The following is a 22,602-nucleotide window of genomic DNA, read 5'->3' as shown; positions in this document are numbered from 1 at the left end:
CTCCGTCTCGGGCTTGCCCCGGCGGTCACACGACTTGACTCGCTGATTCCGCCGGGACAAGCCCGGAGCGGAGATCGATCTGGCGAGGGCGTTTTGCAGGTAGCTTGCAGTTGCCACTCCGCCCGGACAAGCCGGACGGAAGCGAAAACAGATGCCCGTGAAACTCGAGTAAATCTGCTTAAGTCCACGCCATTCAAGCCGAGCTCTGCAGAGGTGCTGGCTTGGCAAGGGATATCTCGGTCGCCAGCGTTTCCCTGCAAAAGCGGTACGCCAATGGTGTTGCCGGTCCCTGGCGGGCATTCGTTCGTCAGGGACGCATTCTTGTAAGATTATTGGATACTAGACCTTAATCAAGCTTCGCTTGATTAGGGACTAGTGCATTTCGACCGAGCAGGTGCCGATACCGCCTCGATAGTAGTTGAACTGCACGTTGGGGTGGTCGGCGAGTAGGGACATTGGCACGGCCGAATTGGCGATCCCTTTGGCGACCATGAGGCAGGTCAGCCGTTGGCCAAAGGGATTGTCGTGAGCCCCCGCGTGCCAGATCGAAACCTTCTCGGCCTGCCACGTTTCGACGGGACCGACGGTGACGGCGGAAGTCGGCACCAGAGAGATGTTCCCACCGCCACTGGTGCGTGCATTCTGGGCGATCGTCAAAGGGTGCAATTCGACGACTCGTGTCGCGAGCTTGCGATACTCCGAGGCCGGTGGCGGGGCATCCTTCCATTGGCCTTCACGACGCAGCGGATCGTTGAATGCCCAATGCTTGACGTCACCCTGCCCCCCCTGCATGACGGCGCATTTCACGCCGCTGTCCCAGCTCTTTCGAAACGGCCCCACATCGGCTTTGGGGAAGTGCAGGTTCGCGTCGGGCATCCGCAACTTGGCATCGATCCGGTCCAACAGCATCTCGCGATCGCATTTCTCGAACGACAGCGGATGGTTGGCAGGAACCTCCACCCCGTCGACAATCCACTCATCCATCCCCCAGAAATGACCACTCTGCACATTGAGTCCGAGAGAATTGATCATCCGCGCTACCAAGGGTAGCTGCTCAGTCGGACCGATCGGTCCACAAACGCCCACGGGGTTGTCATCGGTTGACTCTTTCCAGGCTTCGAGATACTCCAGGGCTTCGGCTAGATAGAAGTCTTCCAGCGTGTCGTAGAAGACAACCTGAAACCCCGGACGCGAGAGAGCGAGTATCTCCGCCGGCGAGAGTGCGGCGGCTTCATCGATGAGGTCTTGATCGAGTGTGGTGTAGTCCCACCAATCCGGTGCGATTGCGCTGAGTTTTGCAGTCATGAAGGAATCCTTGTTGTCGTTGGCAATGAGGTGCCTAACATACCACGGATGCTCTGGTCGTTGGCTTGGCAGCACTATCCTGCGTTAGGAGAGGATGAAGTCAAAAACCAACGCGGGAACCTGGCGATTGACAATCCCAACGTTTCAATAGCCCGGTCACTGCCGCTTGGTGCGACCACGCGATCGTCGATCGCCTCGCCGCGTGACGACGCCGAAGACAATCGCCGCCAAAATGGCTCCGACGACCGCGATGGCAGCGATGTTGCCGATCGCCTGAACACCCATCGGATCGGTCGAATCGGGGCGTTGATCGGCGATCACCCCGGCAATGATCAAGGGAGCAAACTGCTTAGCCCCACGTGACTGCATGAAGTCGGACTCGTAACTCCATAGTCGATAGAAAAAACCCTCGACGCGAATCGGGACGGTACGGGTGATGACGAGCGGGGTGCCCTCGCTTTCGTCGGGTTGGAGGAAATCCGGCAGACGGGCGGTGACGATCGTCACGGGGTAGCGGTTCGCCATCGTGACCGACTCCTCGCCGGGCACCTCGATCTTTAACTCCACCTGGCCGAGATCACCGATAGCGTCGATTTCGTAATAGGAATCACCACCGACCTCGATCTGTCGCTGCGATGATTCGACGGCCACACGTGTGATTCGAATGGTTTCAGCATCGAGCTGAATCCACTGGCCCGTGTACGTGGCCGGATCCTGCAGGAGGTCCACTGGCGATACGTCGATCGTGGAATCTCGCATGGACCTCGCTGCATCACTTCGCTGGCTTTGCTCCCTGTCGGGATGGGCGGCGAAGTCGGCGGCCCCGATCATCGGATAGAACAATGGTGAATCGGCATCGTCGAAAGGCTCCCGATCCCGCTTCGGCAAATCAGCGAGCCGGCTGAGGTCCACGCCCGACAACGCCAGCACCGCGTCAGCGGGTGACTGCGGACGGGCGGGGGTCCAGTGCAAGCGCCCCGCGATGTCGATAATCCAATCTTGGCTCGCCGGATCCGAACCCTGCGACGCCGCGAGGGCGGCGGACGAGCCGCGATTCCCCTTCCCACCATCTGCGAGCGTCCGTACCGCAATGCAGGCGATGCGGTCACCCGGGACAGCTTCACCAGGCAGTAATTTGGCGAACAACAGATGCGGGACGCCTTCGACATCAGCAAGTCGAACCATCTGAATCTGTTCGAACTCGAGATATTCCTGCAGGTCGGCGTCAATGGTTAGCGGCGTGAGCTCAGAAATTTCTTCATCAATCACGATGGCATCGCCCACGCTCGGCGGCATCGACGATCGGGCGACACGGGTTTGCAGGGCGGCATCGCTGAGCCGGTTGACGCGAAAAACAATCTTCGCGATTTCATCGACGTCGATGGATGGGCTTGCGAGCGTGGAGACCGCAGCCTCTGACAATTCTTGCAATCGTTCCTGGTCATAGCCGGGCAACAGATCCATGAGCGACTGCGCCGACGCCGAACTCGAAACCATGATGCCCGTGACGATCCACACGATCCCCAGGCTCACGGGATGTCGGTTGCGACGGGCACGCATCTGACGGTTCAGCGTCGCGGTCCGCCACATCACTGCGATCGCGATCAAAAACCCGGCAGCGATCGAGCCGACCACGATCCAGAACAAAGGCAGTTCGTCAGGCCTGTCTGCTGGCGCCGAGGCACTGGGTTGGGACGCACCAATAGCGGTCGCGACACGGGAGTTCCCATTGGCCTGGATCGTGACGACGTGACCAGCCACGACGGGGGTGAGTTCTGCTCCCGCAGCGGATTGATAGGACAGACGTTTGAGAAACTCGCCATCGACATCGACCAGGGGGCGCGGCGCGTTCACGGGCCATGATCGTTTGTCCGACTCGGCCTCAAGCCTTTCTTGTTGTTCGGCTTCAGGGGTAGAGGTTGATGTGGGAATGAGTGCGGCGAGTTCGCTCGGTAGTTCCCCTACAATCACCAGCCAAGGTCGGTTGCTGGCGTCTTGTGGGAGCAACCATAGGTTCCAATAGCTCGTGATACCAAAGGGATTCTCGCTCGCCCGCAGTTTTTCAATCTGTACCACCTCACCACGGGCGCGCACGCTCTTGCCGCGATAGACGTCGGGTTGTTGCAACAATGGGAGCACTCCCGCGGCAACGGTTTTCGACTGGGAAGATCGAGGCGGGGTAGGCCGATCTTTTCGCGGATCGTGCAATGCGAGTGTCGCCATCAACCCCGGGCCGTCATCGGCCCGCCAGACCGTGCCGTCTCTCATCTCTGCGATAAGTTTCCTCTGGATCGCCTGTGCGATCGCGGCCTCGTTGCCCGGCTCAGCCAACGCGCCGGTGGAATCATCCTGGACGCCCCAAGGTTGGCCGTCGAGCCAATTCGCCAGCAGGCTGGCTAACTCATCACTTGTTTTCTGAGCCGCCCAGGTATCCAACGCGGACTGCAGGGCGGGCGATATCTCCGCCGAGGCATCTTCCGCATTCGTCAGCGTCGCTACGGAACGAGTGTCGTTGGATACGAATCGCTTGACTTCTGTACTGGGAAAGAACACTTGATAGACCCCCGAACGGGCCGCTTGTCGCATGGCCACCAAGATCAGTGCCATGACGATGATCAAGCGGATGACGCGTCGCCAGGATTGGCTCGGGGGGGAGGCAAGGCGAGCCGTTCTTCGACCGTAAAGAGATTCGCCGTGAAGTTCGCTGGGGATTCGCATCGGACAGAGGTATCATGGGAGGTGGAACGGTGCAGACGCCTGGATTTTGAAACAACCGAGCCGCAATCAACGTCAAAAGGTTGCTAGTCCGCTACTGGCACTTTAACCTAGTGAGGTGCTGCTCGACATGGCGGCCACGCTCCTGATACGCCCGTCGATTCGTCTCTCGCTCGATACATCCCATGCCGCGATCGCTTTTCGTAGTTCTCTCTCAATCACGCCGCTGGCGTAGACGATCCCACCGGCAGCCAGCTTGTCTGGCAATGTCTGCCGTGTTGGTGCTCGGTGCGATCGGTGCCACGCAGGCGCGCGCCCAAGGTGAACCGGCCGCGGATTTCGTCAAGCGATTGCGGGCCGCAGAATACTACGATCTCGCCATCGCGTATCTCGACCGACTCGACCAGTACCCCGGAGTTGATTCCGCATTCACAACGACCGTCCCGCTGGAGAAAGCGCAGACTTACATCGAGTCCGCGGGGAATGCCCGTTCGGTCGAGCGGCGCGACGAGGCCTTCGCAAAAGCCGAAGCCCAGTTGCAAGTTTTCCTGAAGAATCATCCAGGCAACCCACGCGCCTCCGAGGCCCGTGCCCAACTGGGAAAACTACGATTGTTCCGCGGTTCACAGTTCATGATCGGTGAACTCGATGACGACAAACGCAAACAGGCCAGAGAGCAATACCAGGCCGCCAGCAAAACCTTTGAAACGATCATCAATGACCTCAAAGGGAAGCTTGAGGACATGAAGGTTGCCGATATCGATCCGGAGAAAAACCCCGAAAAAGCGGAGCTACGTGATCGCTATCGAGGCGAGTTCCTGATGGCTCTGCAGAGCTCCGGTGAAGCAAAGATGCTCGCCGCAGAGACGTATCAGGACCCCGTCAAGGAGGCACCTCAGATGCTCGAGCAAGCTCTCGGGACGTACACGGATCTGAGCGAGAAGTATGACAACTACGTGCTCGGCGCCGCTGCGTTTTACCCGCGGGGCAAAGTCGAACAGTTGCTAGGCAAACGCGACCAGGCCTACGAGAGCTACACACGCATGCTCGAACAAAGTGACACCCCCGAATTTCGCGACGCGAAGATCGGGGCTGCCGCGGGTTTAGTCAGTCTGTTGCTATCCGGTAAGAAGCAAGATTATGCCGAAGCGATCAAGGTCGGGGCACCAGTGGAAGCGTCACTTCGACCCAACGAGCAGCGAAGCCAAATCGCTCAAGACCTGCGAGTCGAATTGGCCCGTGCCTATCTCGCCAAGAACGCGGATGAGCAAAACACAAAACCCAACGAACGCAAACGGGCTCTCTCGGACGCGCGAAAACTGTTGATGCAAGCCAAAAGGATCCCCGGGACCCACGATGAGGCAGCGGTCAAGTTGCTGGCTGATATTGGCATCGATGCTGCCGCCGCCGAAGAGACGGCCGACACGCCGACAGCCGATGACCCCAAGAGCTTTGCCGAAGCACTCGCGTCGGCGCGTGAATTGTTCCAAACCGAGCAATTGATTGCCGGCCAAATCAAAGCCCTGCAGGATCAAGACGGCGATGCCGAACAAGTGAAGTCGTTGCAGGAATCTCTCGATTCCACCCGCCAAACCGGGGTCGTGATTTTACGCCGTGGTTTGTCGATGATCGGTTCGGACACCGATTCCGCTGAGATCAACGAGGCGCGTCAATTCCTCGCTTTCTTGTTGCTGCAGGAGAAGCGGTATCGCGACAGTTTTGTTGTCGGTAGCGCACTTGCGCAGTTTGCCCCCGGCAGTGACGTCGGACTCAGTGGCGGTTTGATCGCATTGAATTCTGCCCAGCAGATTATTTCCGCGGAGGGAACCGGCAGCGATTACTGGGTCGAACGCATCAAACAGCTCGGCGATTTCTTGGTCCAGAAATGGCCCGACAATCCCAAAGCAGCTTCGGCACAGGGTATCTCGATCGCCATGGCTTTGAAGAAGAACGATCTGGCCGATGCCAAGCGGATGATCGATGCTATGCCCGAGAGCCCGGAACAGGCTCAGTTCCGCCGGTCCCTGGGCCTGTTTTACTGGAACGATTCCCTCCGACTTCTCCGTGAGGAAAAGGATCAGCAAGCGGACGACTATTGGAAAAAGGCTGCCGCCGAACTCACCGCAGGGTTGAACCAAATCCAAGGTGGGCTCGTCGATGCCGACGCCATGAACGCGGCCCTCGTTCTCGCCAAAATCCGATTGCGCCAAGATCGCCCTGACGCCGCCGTGAAGGTACTCGACCATCCCAAGTACGGCCCCATTCCCCTGCAATCCAAACTCGAAGCCCCCTCACAAAGTTTCCTCTTTGATCTCTATCGGACGGAACTGCAGGCAGTCGCTAGCCAGTTGACGTCGTCCGACGGTGACCAGGAAAAACTACTCGCTCGCGCCACCCACGCGATCGAGCAGTTGCAAGAGACGGCCTCCGATGATGCGGGCAAGCAAAAGCTCGTCCAAACCTTCCGCACCCTCGCGGTCGATATTCAGAAGCAAATCGAGAACGCTCCTCCGGCGCGGCAAGCAAAGCTAATCGATGCCTTCAACGTCTTCCTGTCGCAGATTTCGAAGATTTCCCAAGACGATACGACGTTGTTGTGGGTTGGCCAAACGATGCTAGGGATGGCCGAATCCGCCATGCCCGAGGGTCAGGTCAAAGCCGAAGGCCAGACCGCGGAACTCTTGAAGACAGCGATCGAGACCTTTCAAACCCTCAAACAGAAACCGGATGCCTCCGAGACAATCCCCTATCTGCTGGGCAAGGCACTGCGGCTGCAGGGCCAGTATTCGGCAGCTCTGAAAGAGTTTCGCGAGATCCTCACGACCAAACCGACGATGATCGACGCACAAGAAGAAGCCGCGCTGACATACGAACAATGGGCCGCCGTGCTGCCCGCCAAGTACAAACCCGATGCGTACGAGTCAGCACTCGGTGGCGGCAAGAAAGGCGTCATTTGGGGGTGGGGAAAAATTAGCGTCATGACGCAGCGAAACCCGAACTTCCGCGATCGTTTCTTCAATGCTCGCTACCACCTCGCACGCTGTCGATACATGCAGGGTGAAGCGGCCAAGGATCCCAAACTCACCCAGAACGCAGCCCGGGTAATCACTAGCTTGGCGGGGTTATACCCCGACTTGGGCGGCCCCGACGAATTCAGGAAATTCAATGCGTTGCTGAAGAAGATTCAAATCGCCGCGGGCGAGAATCCCGATGGATTGCCCCCAGCCAACGGTGACTGACAGGATGCCCCGCACGACGTTGCAGACATTCTCCTTTTTGAAATGGGCCGCGACCCTCCACTCGCGTTCCGCTTGACCACTCGTCCCTCCACTGAACCTGTTTTGCCATGAAGTTCCTTTCACGACGACACTGCTATTGTTTCGGTCTCCTGGTGGCCACGCTGATCAGTGGTGTGGCCCAGGCACAGACCGATCGCGTGTACCCGCAGGGTGGAGACGCAGTCATTGGCCGGATCAAATCGCTCGGCAAGAACGAGATCGTGATCAGCGTTGCTGGCAAGGATCAATCCTTTCCCGCCAATGAAATCACACGGATTCTTTTTCAAGGAGATCCTCCTGAACTCACCCGTGGCCGCGAACTCGTGATGGAGGGCCAGTATGAGCAAGCCTTCGATGAACTAAAGCAACTTAATATCGCCGAGCTATCGCGAGACGTGATCAAGGCGGATGCCGAGTTCTATTTGGCCGAGACTCAGGGACAGATGGCGCTCTCGGGACAAGGAGACCTGAACAAGGCAACCTCCGGCGTGATTGCGTTCGCCCAGGCCCATCCAGATTCCTGGCACTTCTACGATGCCACGCGTTTGCTCGGCGATCTTGCCAAAGCCTTGGGCAACTATGAAAAAGCAGCTCAGTTCTACGGGTATTTGCGAAATGCTCCTGCTCGCGAACTGCAGATCGAAGCCGTTTATCAAACCGGCATGATCCAATTGCTGCAAGACAATCTCGGTCCCGCGAAGGCGGCGCTGTCCAAAGTCGCGGGGTTGAAACCCAACACCGCAGGCGAGAAACGATTGCAGACGCTCTCGCAAGCCGGCATCGCTGTCATCACAGCGAAACAGGGACAAGGCGAGGAAGCGCTCAAGGCGGTCAACGACCTGATCGCAACACTTAACCCAATCGATACACAAACCGCAGCGGCCATCTATAACGCACAGGGTGCCAGTTACCAGGCACTCGGCGATGAGGAAGGAGCTCTGCTCGCCTACCTGCATACCCAGTTAATGTATTCATCGCATGCCGCGGAGCACGTCGAAGCACTGAAGCAACTCGTGGATCTGTGGACCAAGGTCGGCAAACCCGATCGAGCAGCTCAAGCTCGGGGCGAACTGCAACAGCGATACCCGGGACTGAGCAGTTAAGCCGTCTTCAACGCCAGTGACTGGAAACTTGAGCCAAAATGAATTCCCGCGCACCTTTTCTCTACGCTGCGGGACGATACCCTCGGTCTGGATAGCGAATAGAAAAGTTCAAGGTCAACGCGAGAACGGTCGGTGAGCACTCCGATAGTGAAGTATGATCGATGGTGCAGAGATCGTCTTTGCTCCCGAAACCGATGCTCACCGTGGACCTCCTCCTACCATGCGTTGCAATCAAAATTCTTGGAGCCTCTACGGGGTCGTCGTCATGACGCTGACCGGGTGGCTGGCTCTCGGGGCTTCGCCCGCCTCGGCCGTCGACGGGACTGAGCTGAACTCGTCCGTTGGCGTTTGGGCTCCCTTACTACCGAGCTTGGGCACGAGCTCGGGAGATTCCATTGGAACGATCGTCGGACTCGGCGGACACCATCGTTTTGACGGATACCTCACCAGCGTCGAATCGAATGTCCGCTATGGTGTGACCGACACCACACAGATGATCAACGTCGATGCCATCATGCGAGACACCTGGGATTTTGGCAATCATCATCTGTCGGCCGGTTTTGGCTACAGCATGATGAATTGGGACCAAGATGCTGGGAACGAATCGATTGATTCCGATTATCAGGGTGCCAAGATCGTCGCGGGTTGGGAGACGGTATTCGGCCGCACCCCCATTTGGCTGGATCTGTCGCTGGGGCTCTATGACCTCAACGGACGCTATTCCAGCGGCATGATCGCCGATGAGATCAGTGATTTTGCCACGACGTATGGCATTGATCTGAAGACGGACGTCAATGTGTTCGGCGTCCCCTCGCGGCTTGTCCTCGGCATCAACTATCTCGACAACTTCGCCGCCTGGCAGGCCGGTCAAATCGGCACCGATGACGGCGTCGTGCTGACGGGAGCCATCGAGTTCTCGCTCTTCTGAGGGATCTCCCGGGGCTGATTTGCAGCTGTGTTGACAGAACCGCTGCGAGAAAAGGTGCGTTTCGCTGTGAGCAAGCTATACTTGCGAGAACTCGGCAATCGGTATTGGCTGTGCAGATGCCAAGGGCACTTCCGCCCATCTGCGGCAATTCGGTAGCTGAGTTTCACTACGATTCTCATCCATCGATAAACCGAAGCTCCCATGAAGTTTGATCCTGACGACTGGCGCGACTTTGACTGGCGCGATTTCGACTGGGCCCAAGTTCGAATGCTCTGGCTGATTCCAGCGTTGCTGCTGGTGTTCGTCGTCTTTACGAGCGTTTACACGGTTCAGGCAGAATCCCAAGGCGTGGTTCTGCGTTTCGGCAAGTTCGTTCGCAATGCCGAACCCGGGCTGCGATTCAAATTGCCCTTCAACATCGAACGCGTCTCGATGGTGCCGGTCAAACGGCAGCTGAAGCAAGAGTTCGGCTTTGGGACGACAGGCGCCTCCAACCCCAACCAGTTTTCGGCCGAACAAACGCTCGAACGAGGTATGGTGACGGGTGATCTCAACGCGGCAACGGTCGAGTGGATCATTCAGTACCGGGTTCGGGATCCCAAACTCTACCTCTTCAAAGTCCGCGACCCCGATAGCACGCTACGTGCTCTCTCCGAGTCGGTGATGCGCACCGTCGTCGGCGACCGGACCGTTGACGAAGTCATTACCGTCGGCCGCCAAGAGATCGAAGCCGACGCGTTGACCCAGCTCCAGGATCTCGTCAATAAATACGAACTGGGATTGAGCATTGACCAAGTCCAGCTCAAGAACGTGAACCCACCTCTGCCGGTTCAGCGTTCCTTCAACGAGGTCAACCAGGCCCAACAAGAGCGTGAGCAGTTAATCAATGTCGCCAACGGGGAGTACAACAAGGTCGTGCCGCGAGCAAGTGGTGAGGCGGAGCAGAAGATCCAGGCCGCCGAGGGCTATGCACTCAAACGGGTCAACGAGGCCGAAGGGGATGTCGCCCGCTTCAATGCCGTGATGACGGAGTACCTCAAAGCACCCGAGGTCACTAAGCAACGCATCTATATCGAAACAATGCGTGAGATCGTCCCCAACCTCGGCAAGAAAATCATCATTGACGAAAACGCCAGTCAAATCTTGCCGCTGCTGCAACTGTCCGCCGAATCAACAAGGAACCCCTCATGAAAAACGTTCCTCTTACTCTCCTGACTTTCGTCGGGCTATTGCTGCTCTTTCTACTGTTCACAGCAACCTACACGGTCGATGAAACCGAGCAGGTGATCATTACCCAATTTGGAAAGCCGGTTGGCGATCCGATCACCGATGCAGGCCTACACCTCAAACTCCCCTTCGTACAAGAGGTCACGCGGGTCGATAAACGCATGTTGGAATGGGACGGTCGTCCCAACGAGATGCCAACCAAGGACAAAACCTACATTGTTGTCGATACCTTCGGTCGATGGCGGATCAGCGACGCAAAGCAGTTCTTCCTGAGGCTGCGTGACGAGCGGAGCGCTCAGTCACGTCTCGACGATATCCTCGGCAGTGAAACACGAAACGCAGTCGCCAAACATGAGTTGATTGAAGTCATCCGGACCACCAAAGATCGTCAACCCGATCGAGATGCCGTGCTCGTCGATGCCCCCGGAAACGTCGGCGTCCTGTACCCCATCTCCAAAGGCCGAGCCAAGATTGAGAATGAGATCTATACGGAAGCTGCTGCGAAACTGTCTGACTTTGGGATCGAGTTGCTCGACGTGCGCTTCAAGCGAATCAATTATAACGAGAGCGTGCAGCAGCGGATCTATGACCGCATGATCAGCGAACGCCAGCAGATTGCTGAACGGTTCCGCAGTGAGGGTGAAGGCGAAGCAGCCAAGATCAACGGCAAGAAAGAACGCGACTTACTCAAAATCGAATCCGAAGCGTACAAACAGGTCCAGGAAGTCCAAGGGGAAGCCGATGCCAAAGCTAGCGAGATTTATGCCAACGCCTACAATCAAAGCGAAGACTCCGTTGCCTTCTACGAATTCATCAAAACCATGGAGACGTACCAGGAAATGCTCGCCGGCGACAGCACGCTGATCATGACGACCAGCAGCGACATCTTTAAGTTCCTCAAACACGTCAATCCATCCGAGTGATGCCGCGATGAATTCCAACGCCGATCGAAGTTCCCCGCCGGAAGTTTTAGTTTTTGTTGGGGGCACGGCGATTCTTCCCGATCGACTATTAGCCGACGCAGTCGTGATCTGCCGCGACGGTTGGATCGAATCGATTGGCCAATCACAACCAATTCCCGAGGCGAGCCAGGTCGTCGACCTCGGTGGAAACTACCTGTCTCCCGGGTTCGTGGACCTGCATGTCCACGGGGGAGATGGTGCGGATTTCATGGACGGCGATGAGGAAGCTGTACGAACAGCGGCGACTGCTCATCTCCGTGGAGGTACCACCACCCTCCTGCCCACGTCCACGACCGGAAGCCCGCAGCGAATTCATCGGATGATCGATGCCTGTGAATCGATAAGTCGAGAATCATCCGAGCAGTTCACGGCGACTTCTCCACAGGATAGGAGCGCAGTGCTGCCGCACGTGCCGGGCATCCATCTGTATGGACCTTTCTTTGCCGACGGAAAAACCGGCTGCCATGACCGCGATGCGCGGCGCGACCCAGAGCCCGATGAATACCGCTCCTATTTCGATCGGGACTTTGTGCGGGTGGCAACTTGCGCCGCCGAGTTGCCCGGCGCGGAATCCTTCTATCGTCTGGCGGCGGCTCACGAATGCCTGATCACTTGCGGCCACTCCAACTCCAGTTGGACCGAAATGCAAGCGGCCTTCGATGCCGGTATGCGACACGTCGATCATTTCTGGTGCGCGATGAGCAGTGTCCCATCGTTGAGAGCCAGGTTCCAGGTCCCGATGCAAGCGAGCATGACGGAATTCGTTTTGATGAACGAAGAAATGAGCACCGAGGTGATCGCCGACGGCTGTCACTTGGCGCCCGAACTGCTGGAATTTGCGTACCGCATGAAGGGTCCCGAGCGACTCTGTTTGGTGACCGACGCCAATCGGGCCTATGGCATGCCACCGGGCGAATACGTGTTCGGCCATCGGGAATCAGGGTGTCACTTCTTCAGCGACGCAAACGTCGGCTGGACGCTCGACCGCACCAGCCTCGCCAGCTCCGTCCAGGGCATGCACCACATGGTTTCCCACTTCGCCAAAGTGACCTCGGCCACGTTGCCTGACGTCATCCGAATGGCGTCGCTGACGCCTGCCCAGCGAGTGGGCATTGACGCTCAGACCGGCAGCCTGACAGCTGGCAAACGAGCCGACCTCCTGGTGCTCGATGCCGGACTGCAGATCCAACAGATCTACGTTCAAGGACGCCAGGTCTAGCCGCAGGGCTGGTGCCTACCGGCCACACCCACTGGCGAAAGCACCCTGCGTTCGATAGGGAGCAACACTCGCTACGATACGATGAATCCGCTCGGGCGCAAGCGATGGTACTCGGTCTTGGACTGAAACCCAGCCCCAGCGGCAATGAGTTTGGCTTCCTGCATCACGGGAGCCTGCAGTTGGATCCCGACGGGCAAGCCCTCGTCATCGACACCAGCGGGCAACGAGAGAGCCGGCACGCCCGCGAGGTTGGCGCCGACGGTGAAGAGATCGCACAAATACATTGCGATGGGGTCGTCGATGTTTTCACCCAAACCGAACGCCGGCGAGGGGGTCACGGGCCCGAGGAGCAGGTCAACGGACTCAAACGCCGTGTCGTAATCACCACGAATCAAGCGTCGCACTTTCAAGGCTTGATTGTAATAGGCGTCGTAGTACCCGGCGCTCAATGCATAAGTACCCACCATGATCCGCCGCTTGACCTCACTGCCGAAGCCCGCAGCGCGACTGGCCCGATACATGGCCTCGAGCGGTTCGGCTTTCGCCAGTGATTCGTCGACAGCCCCATCGGCATCCTGTGCACTCTGGCGATGGCCGTAGTGAGCACCATCGAAACGCGACAGATTGCTACTCGCCTCACAGGGAGCGATCACGTAGTAGGTGGGCACCCAATAAGGGCTGTGCCGGAGCGACACCTCGACAATCTCTGCCCCGAGATCTGTGAACACTTTTTCAGCATCCGAGACGGCCTTGCGAACCGAGGGGGCAACACCTTCTTGATCGATGGAATCTCGCAGGACGCCAATTCGGACGCCTTGCAGGTTATCGGTGGCTACGGCGGATTGCAGGTCGGGCACCTCCTGATCGACCGACGTGCTATCGGCGGGATCATATCCGGCCATCGCTTGCAGTCCGATCGCGACATCTTCCACGGACCAACCCAAGGGGCCCGCCTGATCGAGGCTGCTGGCAAAGGCCACCAATCCCAAGCGACTGCAACGACCGTAAGTAGGTTTCAAACCCGTGATGCCGCAGAAGGCAGCCGGCTGGCGAATGGATCCACCGGTGTCGGTCCCGATCGAGAGCGGAACGGTCCCCGAGGCCACCGCGGCCGCAGCGCCTCCGCTGCTGCCCCCAGGGGTGCGGTCTTCGTCCCATGGATTTCGAGTCAAACCCATCGCGCTGGTTTCGGTCGAGGCACCCATGGCGAACTCGTCCATGTTCGTCTTGCCGATCACGATCGCCCCGGCACGTTTCAGATTCGCGACGATGGTCGCATCGTAGGGCGGAGTGAAATTTCGCAACATGTTCGACGAGCATGTTGTCGGCATGTCGGCGGTGCACAGCACATCCTTGATCGCGACCGGCAATCCAGCCAGCGGCGGCAGCGGACGGCCAGCCTTGCGATCCCGATCGACGGCTTCGGCAGCGTTCAGGGCCGCGTCATAGGCAACGTGCGTGTAGGCGTTGATCGAGGGCTGGGTCGCGCCGATCGCCCGCAGCGCTTGCTCGGTCACCTCGCGCGCTGTCGCGTCACCAGATCGCAAAAGTTCGAGAATTGTCGACGTCGAATCCAACATGTCTTAGAAAACCAAAACGAAAAAACAAAAGGTCTGTGCTGGCAGAGTATCGGGCAATCCCGGTGAGATTGGAATGCCTCACGCGCCGGCCAGCTCGTAAATGGCGATCTTGCTGGCGCCGCGGCAGCGTTTTTGAGTTGCCTGTTTGCGGGATTCTGCCATAACCCTCGCTTTCCTCTAACCGAGTTCGGAAGCGGATTCGCCCCGTTTGGGATCGGCTGACTAGGAAAGCGTGTGGACCGAGATCACGTTATCGGCACCCTCGACCACATCGCTGCCGCTGACAACCACCATGGTATCGCCGGGGCGGATGACCCGTTGACCATTCTCAGTTTGCTCGCAGGCCCACCGCGTGACTTGCTCGATCAGATGAGCGGTATCGGCGATATCCTCACAGAATATTGGCTCGATTCCCCAAAACAGGTTCATTCGTCGTACCGATGCCAAGTGATCGCTGACGGCGATCGTCGGGATCAGCGACCGGGTGTTACTCTTGACCCATGCCGTACCGCCACTGTGCGTGGCGATCGTGATGAGTTTGCTGCCGAGTGCCTCGGCGACCTCCATCCCCGCCCGTGTAACGGCTTGGGTTTGACGATACAGCTCGTCGTGATTTCCAGGGGATGCACTCAGCCCCCGGGGCATACTCTCCTCCGTTTTATGCATGATCCGGTCCATCGTCGCCACGCTCTCTCTCGGGTAGCTGCCGATGGCGGTCTCGCCACTGAGCATGCAGGCGTCGGCGCCATCGAGTACCGCGTTGGCGACATCGGAAGCCTCGGCGCGTGTCGGCCGCACGCTGTGGTGCATCGACTCGAGCATTTGCGTGGCCACGATGACCGGTTTCATCAACCGTTTGCACGTCGCGATGATTCGTTTCTGAGCAACAGGGGTTTCGGCGACATCGATCTCGACCCCGAGGTCTCCGCGGGCGACCATGATGCCGTCGGCCTCTTGCACGATTCGCTCGAGATTATCGAGGGCTTCCGGTTTTTCAATCTTAGCGATGACCAAAGATTGGCATTCGTAGCTATTGAGCAGATCCTTGAGGCTGCGTACGTCCTCCGCGGTGCGAACGAACGAGAGGCTAATGAAATCGATTTCGTGCTGGGCGGCCCAGATCGCGTTCTCGATATCGCTGGGCAGCATCGCCGCGACAGACAGTTTGACGCCCGGCAGATTGACACCCTGGCGGCTGCGAATTTCCCCCGCAGCCACGACCACACATTCGGCTCGCGATGGTGTGACCGATTCGACCTGCAGTGCCACCGTACCGTCGGCCAGCATGACGCGGTCGCCCGGTTCAAGTTCGTCGATCAGACGTGGGTAGGTGCTCGTCAGTTCGCCCTCCTCCTGCGAGTCGGCGCCACGGACAAAGGCGAAACGCGCACCGAGGGGGCAGGCGAGCGGTTCCTGAGGCAACTGCCCCAAGCGGATCTTGGGGCCCGCCAAATCGAGGAGCACACCGGCGGGGAACCCGGTTCGATCCGATGCAGCGCGGATGTTGGTGAGTTTCTCGGCGTGCTGTTCAATGCTGCCGTGGGCGCTGTTGATGCGGAAGACGTCGACACCGGCTTCAATCAAGGCAGCGAGCTGGTCGACGCTATCACAGGCGGGACCGACCGTGGCAACGATTTTCGTGCGGGCTTCATTCAAGCGTGGGCGTGACATACAACAGTTTTTCGATGAGAGTAGTCGGGATCGCAAACGGACCGAAAACACAGTGTAAACGAAGGCTGGCGGCAATCTCTCGAGCGAAATGTTCTCCGCTTCGCTGACGGCGTTTGATTTCCCCTAGGCGTCCGCCTACGGGACCTCTTCCTGACAATTGCTTCGAGCTACAGATCATTCCATGCAACCGAAACCGCCCACCGAACAGCAAGAGGCGACCGCTGAGCACGCGGAGACTGGCCTGCGACCTACCCCCAGACTCGGCAAGCTCGGTGCTGCTGCGATCGTCAGTGGCGGTTCCTCGGGACTGGGACTGACGATCGCCCGCGTACTACTCGCTCGCGGTTATGCCGTCACGATCCTAGGCCGTGATCGCGAGCGTCTCGCTGCCGCCGGCGAGACGCTCAGCGGCGATTCATCGGTCCCCTCGCTGCTGCACACTTTCACTGCCGATGCGACTTCGAAAGTAGATTTGAACGCGGCTGTCGATTCGCACATGGGTCGATTCGGAAGGATCGACGTTCTCGTCAATGTCGTCGGACGCAGCGATCGCGGTCGCACCGAAGAGCTCGACCCAGAAACCCTGCGGGAACTCTTCGAGGCCAATGTGATCTCTGCATTGATAGGTAGCCAAGCCTGCTTGCCAGGTCTACGGCAAACCCATGGAACGATCGTCAACATTGGCTCCTTGGCCAGCCGGGTGGCACCGCGATATCTGGGAGGATACGTGACGGTCAAACACGCGTTGGCGGGAATGACGAGGCAAATGCGACTGGAATGCGAAGCCGAGGGTGTGCATGTCGGCTTAGTGTGCCCCGGCCCCATCGCTAGCTCACGACCGCCCAACCGCTATGGCGTCACCGAAGAGTCAGCATTGCCCGCCAGTGCCGCCCAACCAGGCGGCGGTGCCAAGCTCAAACTACTCAGTCCTGACGAGGTCGCCCAGGCCGTCATGCGTTGTATTGAAAAACGTGAGATCGAGATCATCCTCCCCTGGAAGACGCGATGCCTGATGTGCATCGACGCGATCTCACCACGCTTGGCCGATTGGATTCTCAGCCGAAAGTCGGCGCCCAGTGAGTGAGGTGACTCACGGGTTATGAATTTCGGCTCATCCGACGGAAGCGAGCGCCCGAGGTTTTCAAGGCATGGCTCCAGTATCGAAGGATTTATTTGTGGGATGTGATTATCAATGTTAGACTGGCACTGCCGGGAGATACGGAGCCGAGCTCTGCAGAAGTGCTGGCTTGGCAAGGGATATCTCGGTCGCCAGCGTTTCCCTGCAAAAGCGGTACGCCAATGGTGTTGTCGGTCCCTGGCGAGCGTTTGTTCGTCAGGGACGCATTTGTGAACGATCATTGAATACGAGAGCCATGCCTCAAAAAACCTTCCGCTGGGCTCTGCGCACGCTTCCGTCGGATGAACCCGAATTTCATGCTATTTCGTCGGCGACGAATAAGTCGACAACCCGTCTCGCGCCTCGGCTCACTCGGTCGATAGCCGTCTTACCAGGTATCGAATCGTGACCGCTGGACGATGACGGGCGTCGCGACCTCGCGAAGCAATGGTGCTGGGGTGCCGCGATAGTGCATCCGCCGCACGGTATTTCCATAGAAGTGCAGCGGTCGATAAGGACGTTGCTGTATTGGCAACGACCGAATCTGTTGGCGATACTCACCGCGAGCGACGATGACCGGCGACCAGCCGGGTTCTCCAGCGTCTGCGAAACTCACGTTTCCGAGCGTAACCAAAAATACCACGGCCGCGGCCTGAATGACTGACTTCATCGTTCCTACTTCGAAGACTTGGCTGCTGAGAGCGTTCATGAAAGAAAAGGGGCAATCCACCTGGGATTGCTTACCCACTCATTCTAACTTGCCAAGTCAATAAAGAAAGCGCCACTTACAGCCAATCCGAAACGGGCCGGACTCCTGGCCGGATGGGCGGTGAGGACCTGTTGATTACCCACCAGTTTGCTCCCCCGTGTGCTTGTCACACGCCGAAGCAGCGTTTTGAAATTAGAAAACTGCGGTATCGACACACATTCCCCTGTCAGCTTGTCTGACAGGAAACCAAGTCGATCAACTTTGCTGTCATGCGGGGCAAGCCCGCATGACAGCGGAGTGAATGCCCCATCGTTATCTAATCACAAAATGGAGATTCCTGTCAGACAAGCTGACAGGGGATCCGGGTTTGTGGGGAATGACATGGTGGGAACCGGCCATAGACGCCGGGGAGGTGCGCCAAATCTCGGTGGACAAGCCAAGTGGATGGCCGGTGGGAACCGGCCCCACGAGCGACATACGTAGGGCCGGTTCCTACCGGCCGTATGCACCGGGCAGCTACACCAAATCTCGGTGGACAAGCCAAGTGGATGGCCGGTGGGAACCGGCCCCACGAGCGACATACGTAGGGCCGGTTCCTACCGGCCGTATGCACCGGGCAGCTACACCAAATCTCGGTGGACAAGCCAAGTGGATGGCCGGTGGGAACCGGCCCTACGAGCGACATACGTAGGGCCGGTTCCTACCGGCCGTATGCACCGGGCAGCTACACCAAATCTCGGTGGACAAGCCAAGTGGATGGCCGGTGGGAACCGGCCCTACGAGTGACATACGTAGGGCCGGTTCCTACCGGCCGTATGCACCGGGCAGCTACACCAAATCTCGGTGGACAAGCCAAGTGGATGGCCGGTGGGAACCGGCCCCACGAGTGACATACGTAGGGCCGGTTCCTACCGGCCGTATGCACCGGGCAGCTACACCAAATCTCGGTGGACAAGCCAAGTGGATGGCCGGTGGGAACCGGCCCCCACGAGCGACATACGTAGGGCCGGTTCCTACCGGCCGTATGCACCGGGCAGCTACACCAAATCCCGGTGGACAAGCCAAGTGGATGGCCGGTGGGAACCGGCCCCACGAGCGACATATGTAGGGCCGGTTCCTACCGGCCGTATGCACCGGGCAGCTACACAGCGAAGTCAGCGAAGTCAGAGGGACACAGCACCTTGATAGGGAGTGTGACTTGGCTTAGACGAGGGGATAGGTTGAATTTGACGCTTGCGGCAAATTTCCTGAGAATGCGAGGTGAGTGATGAGTCGGACGGCACGTTGTGAGGTCTTTGACCCCGAGGAAGTGGCGATCGCCCACGTTTACACCCGCGTCTGTCGCCGATGTTTCCTTCTCGGCGATGATCCGGTCTCTGGGAAGAACTTCGACCACCGGAAAGTCTGGATTGAAGAATATTTACAGCAATTCGCAGCCTATTTTGGGATCGACCTGGTCGGCTTTGCGATTCTCTCAAATCACTTCCATTTAATCCTCCGATCACGCCCGGACGTCGTGGCGACGTGGACGGATGAGGAAGTGGCGCGGCGATGGTTGATGTTGTGCCCCCATCGCCGCCAGGCGGATGGAACGCCCATGACTCCAACCGATCCTGAGATCCAGTCCATCGCAGGGTGTCCCATCAAACGCGAGGAAACCCGCAAACGGCTGAGTAGTTTCAGTTGGTGGATGCGGTTGCTGTGCCAGCGCGTGGCGATGCGAGCCAATCGCGAAGATGAGCAAACAGGTCGCTTTTTCCAAGATCGATATCACGCGACGCGTTTAGCGGACGGAGCCTCGTTGCTGGCCTGTGCTGCCTACGTCGACCTGAATCCAATTCGGGCGGCGATGGCCGAAACCCTGGAGGGCAGTGATCATACGTCGGTACAAAGACGGATCGAGGGATTGGCAGGTGAAGCCTGCGTATCGAGCGATGCGGTCGGTGACGCCAGCGGCGGCGGTGGAGAGGCTCACGACGGGCGGAGCCATCGGTCGACAATTGTAGCCAGACGGCTCCGTCCGTCTGAGCTGATACGCGCTGGTTGCTTACGACGGGCCGAGCCCATTTGCGACGAGATTGTTTGGCGATGACGATTGAGGATTACTTGGAACTGCTGGATTGGACGGCCCGCCAGACCGCGCCTGGGAAGCGTGACCGCACGCCTGCGGAGATCCCGTCGATACTGGTTCGGCTGCGACTGGATCGGGCGACTTGGTGTGAATTGGTGAGCGACTTTGGTCGACTCTTCTGCTGCGTGGCGGGACGTCCTGAGTGTGTCGATTCGATGCGCTGTCATCGAACGCATCGTCGCTATCACCTTCGCCGCCGCGCCCGTGAACTGCTGACAGCCGATTAGCGACTCTCACCCTTCTTCGAATGCAGAAATTGGCGGTAGGGAACCGAAGATAGAAAAGGTGCGCGCTGAAGTAGGCAAGCCAAGTTGATCCGAGGGGCACTTGTTGCACTCGCGAGCTGATAAATCGTCGCCTCGGCCGCCATTGGCCATTAATCCTATCAAGCCAATATTGACTCGGTCGACAAAGTGCTATGTCCCTCTGGTTTTCTTGGATTGAAGGCGTCCAAGAAGAACGCCCAGGAGATGGACGAGGACACCAAGAAGCTTTGGAAGAAGTTTCAGCAGTTCAGCAAGTTGCCCGAACACGATCGACGCGCCGCTACTCGGTTGATTAACTCACTGTCACGCGCCAAGGCTTCGTGAAGACGGACGTCCACGATCTGCACGCGGGATGTTTGGCGGGCTTGGCTGTTTTAGCACCGTCCTCTGCGCGTTTGTCTCTGTCGCCGCTGATTTCTACGAAGCGGCGACAGAGACAAACACTCCGAGTACTTTCTTTGCCAAAAAAAATGAAGTAGAGCAGTCGGTGGGAAAGGCGAGTGGTTGGAAGCAGTTTTGGTGCGCGGGCGTTTTCTCGGATGGAGACTTGTGCGGAGCTTCGGTGCGCGGTCCCTGGCGGCAGCTCAATGGACCTTGGCGAGTTCATCGCTCACGCGGTTGTCCGTTTGCTCGAAGACTCGCTGCACCGACAACCGCTTCGCTGGCGTGTTTGGCAAGTCTAACGTGCGAGCGCTACCGCGAGATTCTGGCGCGTCAACTGCGGACGGACTGCGCTTTTGACGTACTGCGACCGCTGGTTGACTCTTGCGATATTTGGGACTTTGATCCATGGGAGAATTCTTTGGAGTTCAACGCGAGTGTCGCAGAACGTCAACACTTGCCGCCGCCTTGCAAGTCGTTTGGCCGGCCCCGCTCCCAGCTTACCTTCGCTCCCGTTGGTCGACTTCGGACGCGGTCGCTCGCGTGCTCTAGGAGCGGGGTGCGGCATCCTGCCTCCCGCCTTATCGGCATCCATGCCTCGGTTCACTCCGTCGATGTTCCGCCATCCATGGCTACCCATCGACTCCGTTCACGACGCCCGGTCTCCGCTCGTTCGCTACGGTGCGGTCTTCGTTCGTCGCAAAGCCTCCTCACTGCGCCTTCCCTGCGCTGCCGTCGCTCCGACCCGGCGGTGCCGACGTCGGCCTCGCTTCGCTGGCCTTCCGTGTCGGCACCGCCGGGCGGCATCCTGCCACCGGGCTTAGTCATGCGGCGACATCCTTGTCGCCGTCGTTCAGCGATCTATCCAGGGCGGAGGCATCCAGCCGAAACAGCCGCGACGCACTTCGTGTGCGTCGGCAAAAGAACCAACGCACCGGCGGCTTCGTGCCGCAGGTATGGCGGACCTCCAGTCCGCCAACGAAAAACGGCAGCCTATCGGCTACCGTTTCAATCCTTCGCCCCAGTGCATGACTTGGTACATGCCATCAAAGAGGCTTGACCCATTTGGTTTCTTTGACCCATTTGGTTTCTTCCAAGGGGGGGATCATCCATCCATCGCGCAGCCCGTCGGGACGTCCAGGATCATCCAACTCTCCGACACCAAATCGGCCAAGAAGAGCGGCACGAAATGCTTCTCCAAATTTCGCACCAGTTCGGCCAACACGCCAAAATCACCGCCAAATCCCTACAGTCTCATTTCGGCCAAAAATGCGACATCAAAAAGGCCGGTGACAGGTAACACCTCGCTAGCGCTCGGTTGCTCGTTGCTATCGCAACTCGGGGCTCGCCTATCGGCTCGGGGCGTGCGCGGTCGTCCAGTGTGGCGGGCTTCCGGCCCGAGGGTTGCGACGACTTCGTGTCGTCGCTGCGTTCACAGCACTTGCGAACATCGAACACAAGGCCTGACCCTGGCTGACCCTGGCGTCAGCCCGATCTTCAATCTCCGTCGCTTCGCTCCGGTGTAGTCGTTTGCAGCTTATCTACTCCAACATGCCGGTGTCCGACATCTCGCTGTATAAGTGCTTCCGAATCGAATCCCACCGATGTGGGTTGTAATTCAATCTCCAGAATACGAACCGGAACTGGAAGCGATCCTACAAGTTCGCCATCGCAGATCGCGACTTGAACATCAACTTCTTTGTAGTTTTCTGCCCAGCACTTGATGTTGCACACAAGGCAAGTGTCGCCCCAGTAGCTCGTTCGCATTTCCTTTTTCGCCGGGAGAAAAAATTTGCCTCTTCGATCTACATCAAGATTCCACGTGACGCCATCGGAATCCGTGCACTGAACTACAACGGTTTCGTTGATTGGGTTAGTGGAGCTACTCAAGGTAACATTTCCGCGAACCTCAGGCCGCACCCATGTCGGTCTTTTTGTAAATGCCAAAACGGAGAAACTGACAGCCAAGAAACCAACAGCACAGATGGCAATGCGACGATACACAGAAGC

17 protein-coding genes are annotated in these 22,602 nt (G+C 58.3%); 10 read left to right on the top strand and 7 right to left on the bottom strand.

Features of this window, described 5'->3' with window-relative positions:
* Positions 1 to 372 precede the first annotated feature (372 nt).
* Together CA85_RS14175 and CA85_RS14170 are read right to left on the bottom strand one after the other, a co-directional pair.
* Entirely contained in the window at positions 373 to 1,305 is a 933-nt protein-coding gene (locus CA85_RS14175; protein WP_146391979.1) for a sugar phosphate isomerase family, read from the bottom strand.
* Between the two features lie 156 nt (positions 1,306 to 1,461).
* Complete coding sequence (locus tag CA85_RS14170) at positions 1,462 to 3,912, bottom strand: hypothetical protein (RefSeq protein WP_246112799.1); 2,451 nt, start codon at positions 3,910 to 3,912, stop codon at positions 1,462 to 1,464.
* 374 nt (positions 3,913 to 4,286) lie between these two features.
* Between CA85_RS14170 and CA85_RS14165 the strand changes: the two genes are divergently transcribed.
* The 6 genes from CA85_RS14165 to CA85_RS14140 all read left to right on the top strand — a co-directional run bounded on the left by CA85_RS14165 (position 4,287) and on the right by CA85_RS14140 (position 12,737).
* Complete coding sequence (locus tag CA85_RS14165) at positions 4,287 to 7,259, top strand: outer membrane protein assembly factor BamD (RefSeq protein ID WP_146391977.1); 2,973 nt, start codon at positions 4,287 to 4,289, stop codon at positions 7,257 to 7,259.
* A 107-nt stretch (positions 7,260 to 7,366) separates the two neighbouring features.
* Positions 7,367 to 8,401 carry a tetratricopeptide repeat protein gene (locus CA85_RS14160; RefSeq protein WP_146391976.1) on the top strand — a complete coding sequence of 345 codons (1,035 nt, stop codon included), beginning with the start codon at positions 7,367 to 7,369 and terminating at the stop codon, positions 8,399 to 8,401.
* Positions 8,402 to 8,555: 154 nt separating this feature from the next.
* Positions 8,556 to 9,329, top strand: a complete 774-nt coding sequence (locus CA85_RS14155) for a hypothetical protein (RefSeq protein WP_246112798.1) — start codon at positions 8,556 to 8,558, stop codon at positions 9,327 to 9,329.
* Between the two features lie 201 nt (positions 9,330 to 9,530).
* On the top strand, positions 9,531 to 10,520 hold the full coding sequence (gene hflK, locus CA85_RS14150; protein ID WP_146391975.1) for an FtsH protease activity modulator HflK: 990 nt from the start codon (positions 9,531 to 9,533) through the stop codon (positions 10,518 to 10,520).
* The gene (gene hflC, locus CA85_RS14145; RefSeq protein ID WP_146391974.1) at positions 10,517 to 11,479 is read left to right on the top strand and encodes a protease modulator HflC; all 963 of its coding nucleotides are present in this window, start codon (positions 10,517 to 10,519) and stop codon (positions 11,477 to 11,479) included. The genes hflK and hflC overlap by 4 nt, the downstream gene beginning before the upstream one ends.
* Positions 11,480 to 11,486: 7 nt before the next feature.
* Positions 11,487 to 12,737, top strand: coding sequence for an amidohydrolase family protein (locus CA85_RS14140; RefSeq protein ID WP_146391973.1), 1,251 nt, complete (start codon positions 11,487 to 11,489; stop codon positions 12,735 to 12,737).
* A gap of 71 nt (positions 12,738 to 12,808) precedes the next feature.
* On the opposite strand, the gene gatA is transcribed toward CA85_RS14140, so the two are convergent.
* A complete protein-coding gene (gene gatA / locus CA85_RS14135; RefSeq protein ID WP_146391972.1) occupies positions 12,809 to 14,317 on the bottom strand; it encodes an Asp-tRNA(Asn)/Glu-tRNA(Gln) amidotransferase subunit GatA in 1,509 nt (502 codons plus the stop codon).
* Positions 14,318 to 14,539: 222 nt separating this feature from the next.
* Positions 14,540 to 15,988, bottom strand: a complete 1,449-nt coding sequence (pyk, locus tag CA85_RS14130; RefSeq protein ID WP_146391971.1) for a pyruvate kinase — start codon at positions 15,986 to 15,988, stop codon at positions 14,540 to 14,542.
* Between the two features lie 181 nt (positions 15,989 to 16,169).
* On the opposite strand from pyk, the gene CA85_RS14125 reads away from it, so the two are divergent.
* Positions 16,170 to 17,072 (top strand): SDR family NAD(P)-dependent oxidoreductase, encoded by a 903-nt coding sequence (locus CA85_RS14125; protein ID WP_146391970.1) that lies wholly within the window; start codon positions 16,170 to 16,172, stop codon positions 17,070 to 17,072.
* Positions 17,073 to 17,493: 421 nt separating this feature from the next.
* On the opposite strand, the gene CA85_RS14120 is transcribed toward CA85_RS14125, so the two are convergent.
* Complete coding sequence (locus tag CA85_RS14120; RefSeq protein WP_186774944.1) at positions 17,494 to 17,775, bottom strand: hypothetical protein; 282 nt, start codon at positions 17,773 to 17,775, stop codon at positions 17,494 to 17,496.
* A gap of 1,306 nt (positions 17,776 to 19,081) precedes the next feature.
* On the opposite strand from CA85_RS14120, the gene CA85_RS14115 reads away from it, so the two are divergent.
* The 3 genes from CA85_RS14115 to CA85_RS24955 all read left to right on the top strand — a co-directional run bounded on the left by CA85_RS14115 (position 19,082) and on the right by CA85_RS24955 (position 20,535).
* Entirely contained in the window at positions 19,082 to 19,906 is an 825-nt protein-coding gene (locus CA85_RS14115; protein ID WP_246112797.1) for a transposase, read from the top strand.
* On the top strand, positions 19,903 to 20,172 hold the full coding sequence (locus CA85_RS14110; RefSeq protein ID WP_246112796.1) for a hypothetical protein: 270 nt from the start codon (positions 19,903 to 19,905) through the stop codon (positions 20,170 to 20,172). Before CA85_RS14115 ends, CA85_RS14110 begins: the two co-directional genes overlap by 4 nt.
* Before the next feature lie 186 nt (positions 20,173 to 20,358).
* A complete protein-coding gene (locus tag CA85_RS24955; RefSeq protein WP_186774943.1) occupies positions 20,359 to 20,535 on the top strand; it encodes a hypothetical protein in 177 nt (58 codons plus the stop codon).
* A gap of 260 nt (positions 20,536 to 20,795) precedes the next feature.
* On the opposite strand, the gene CA85_RS14105 is transcribed toward CA85_RS24955, so the two are convergent.
* Both CA85_RS14105 and CA85_RS14100 read right to left on the bottom strand, forming a co-directional pair.
* Positions 20,796 to 21,002, bottom strand: coding sequence for a hypothetical protein (locus CA85_RS14105; RefSeq protein WP_146391968.1), 207 nt, complete (start codon positions 21,000 to 21,002; stop codon positions 20,796 to 20,798).
* 1,087 nt (positions 21,003 to 22,089) lie between these two features.
* Entirely contained in the window at positions 22,090 to 22,596 is a 507-nt protein-coding gene (locus CA85_RS14100; RefSeq protein ID WP_146391967.1) for a hypothetical protein, read from the bottom strand.
* Positions 22,597 to 22,602 lie beyond the last annotated feature (6 nt).

Origin of the sequence: Allorhodopirellula solitaria, from assembly GCF_007859855.1 — a bacterium.
Taxonomy (GTDB): domain Bacteria; phylum Planctomycetota; class Planctomycetia; order Pirellulales; family Pirellulaceae; genus Rhodopirellula; species Rhodopirellula solitaria.
The sequence above is the reverse complement of the archived record's forward strand: the minus strand, read 5'-3'. Positions and strand labels throughout refer to the sequence as shown.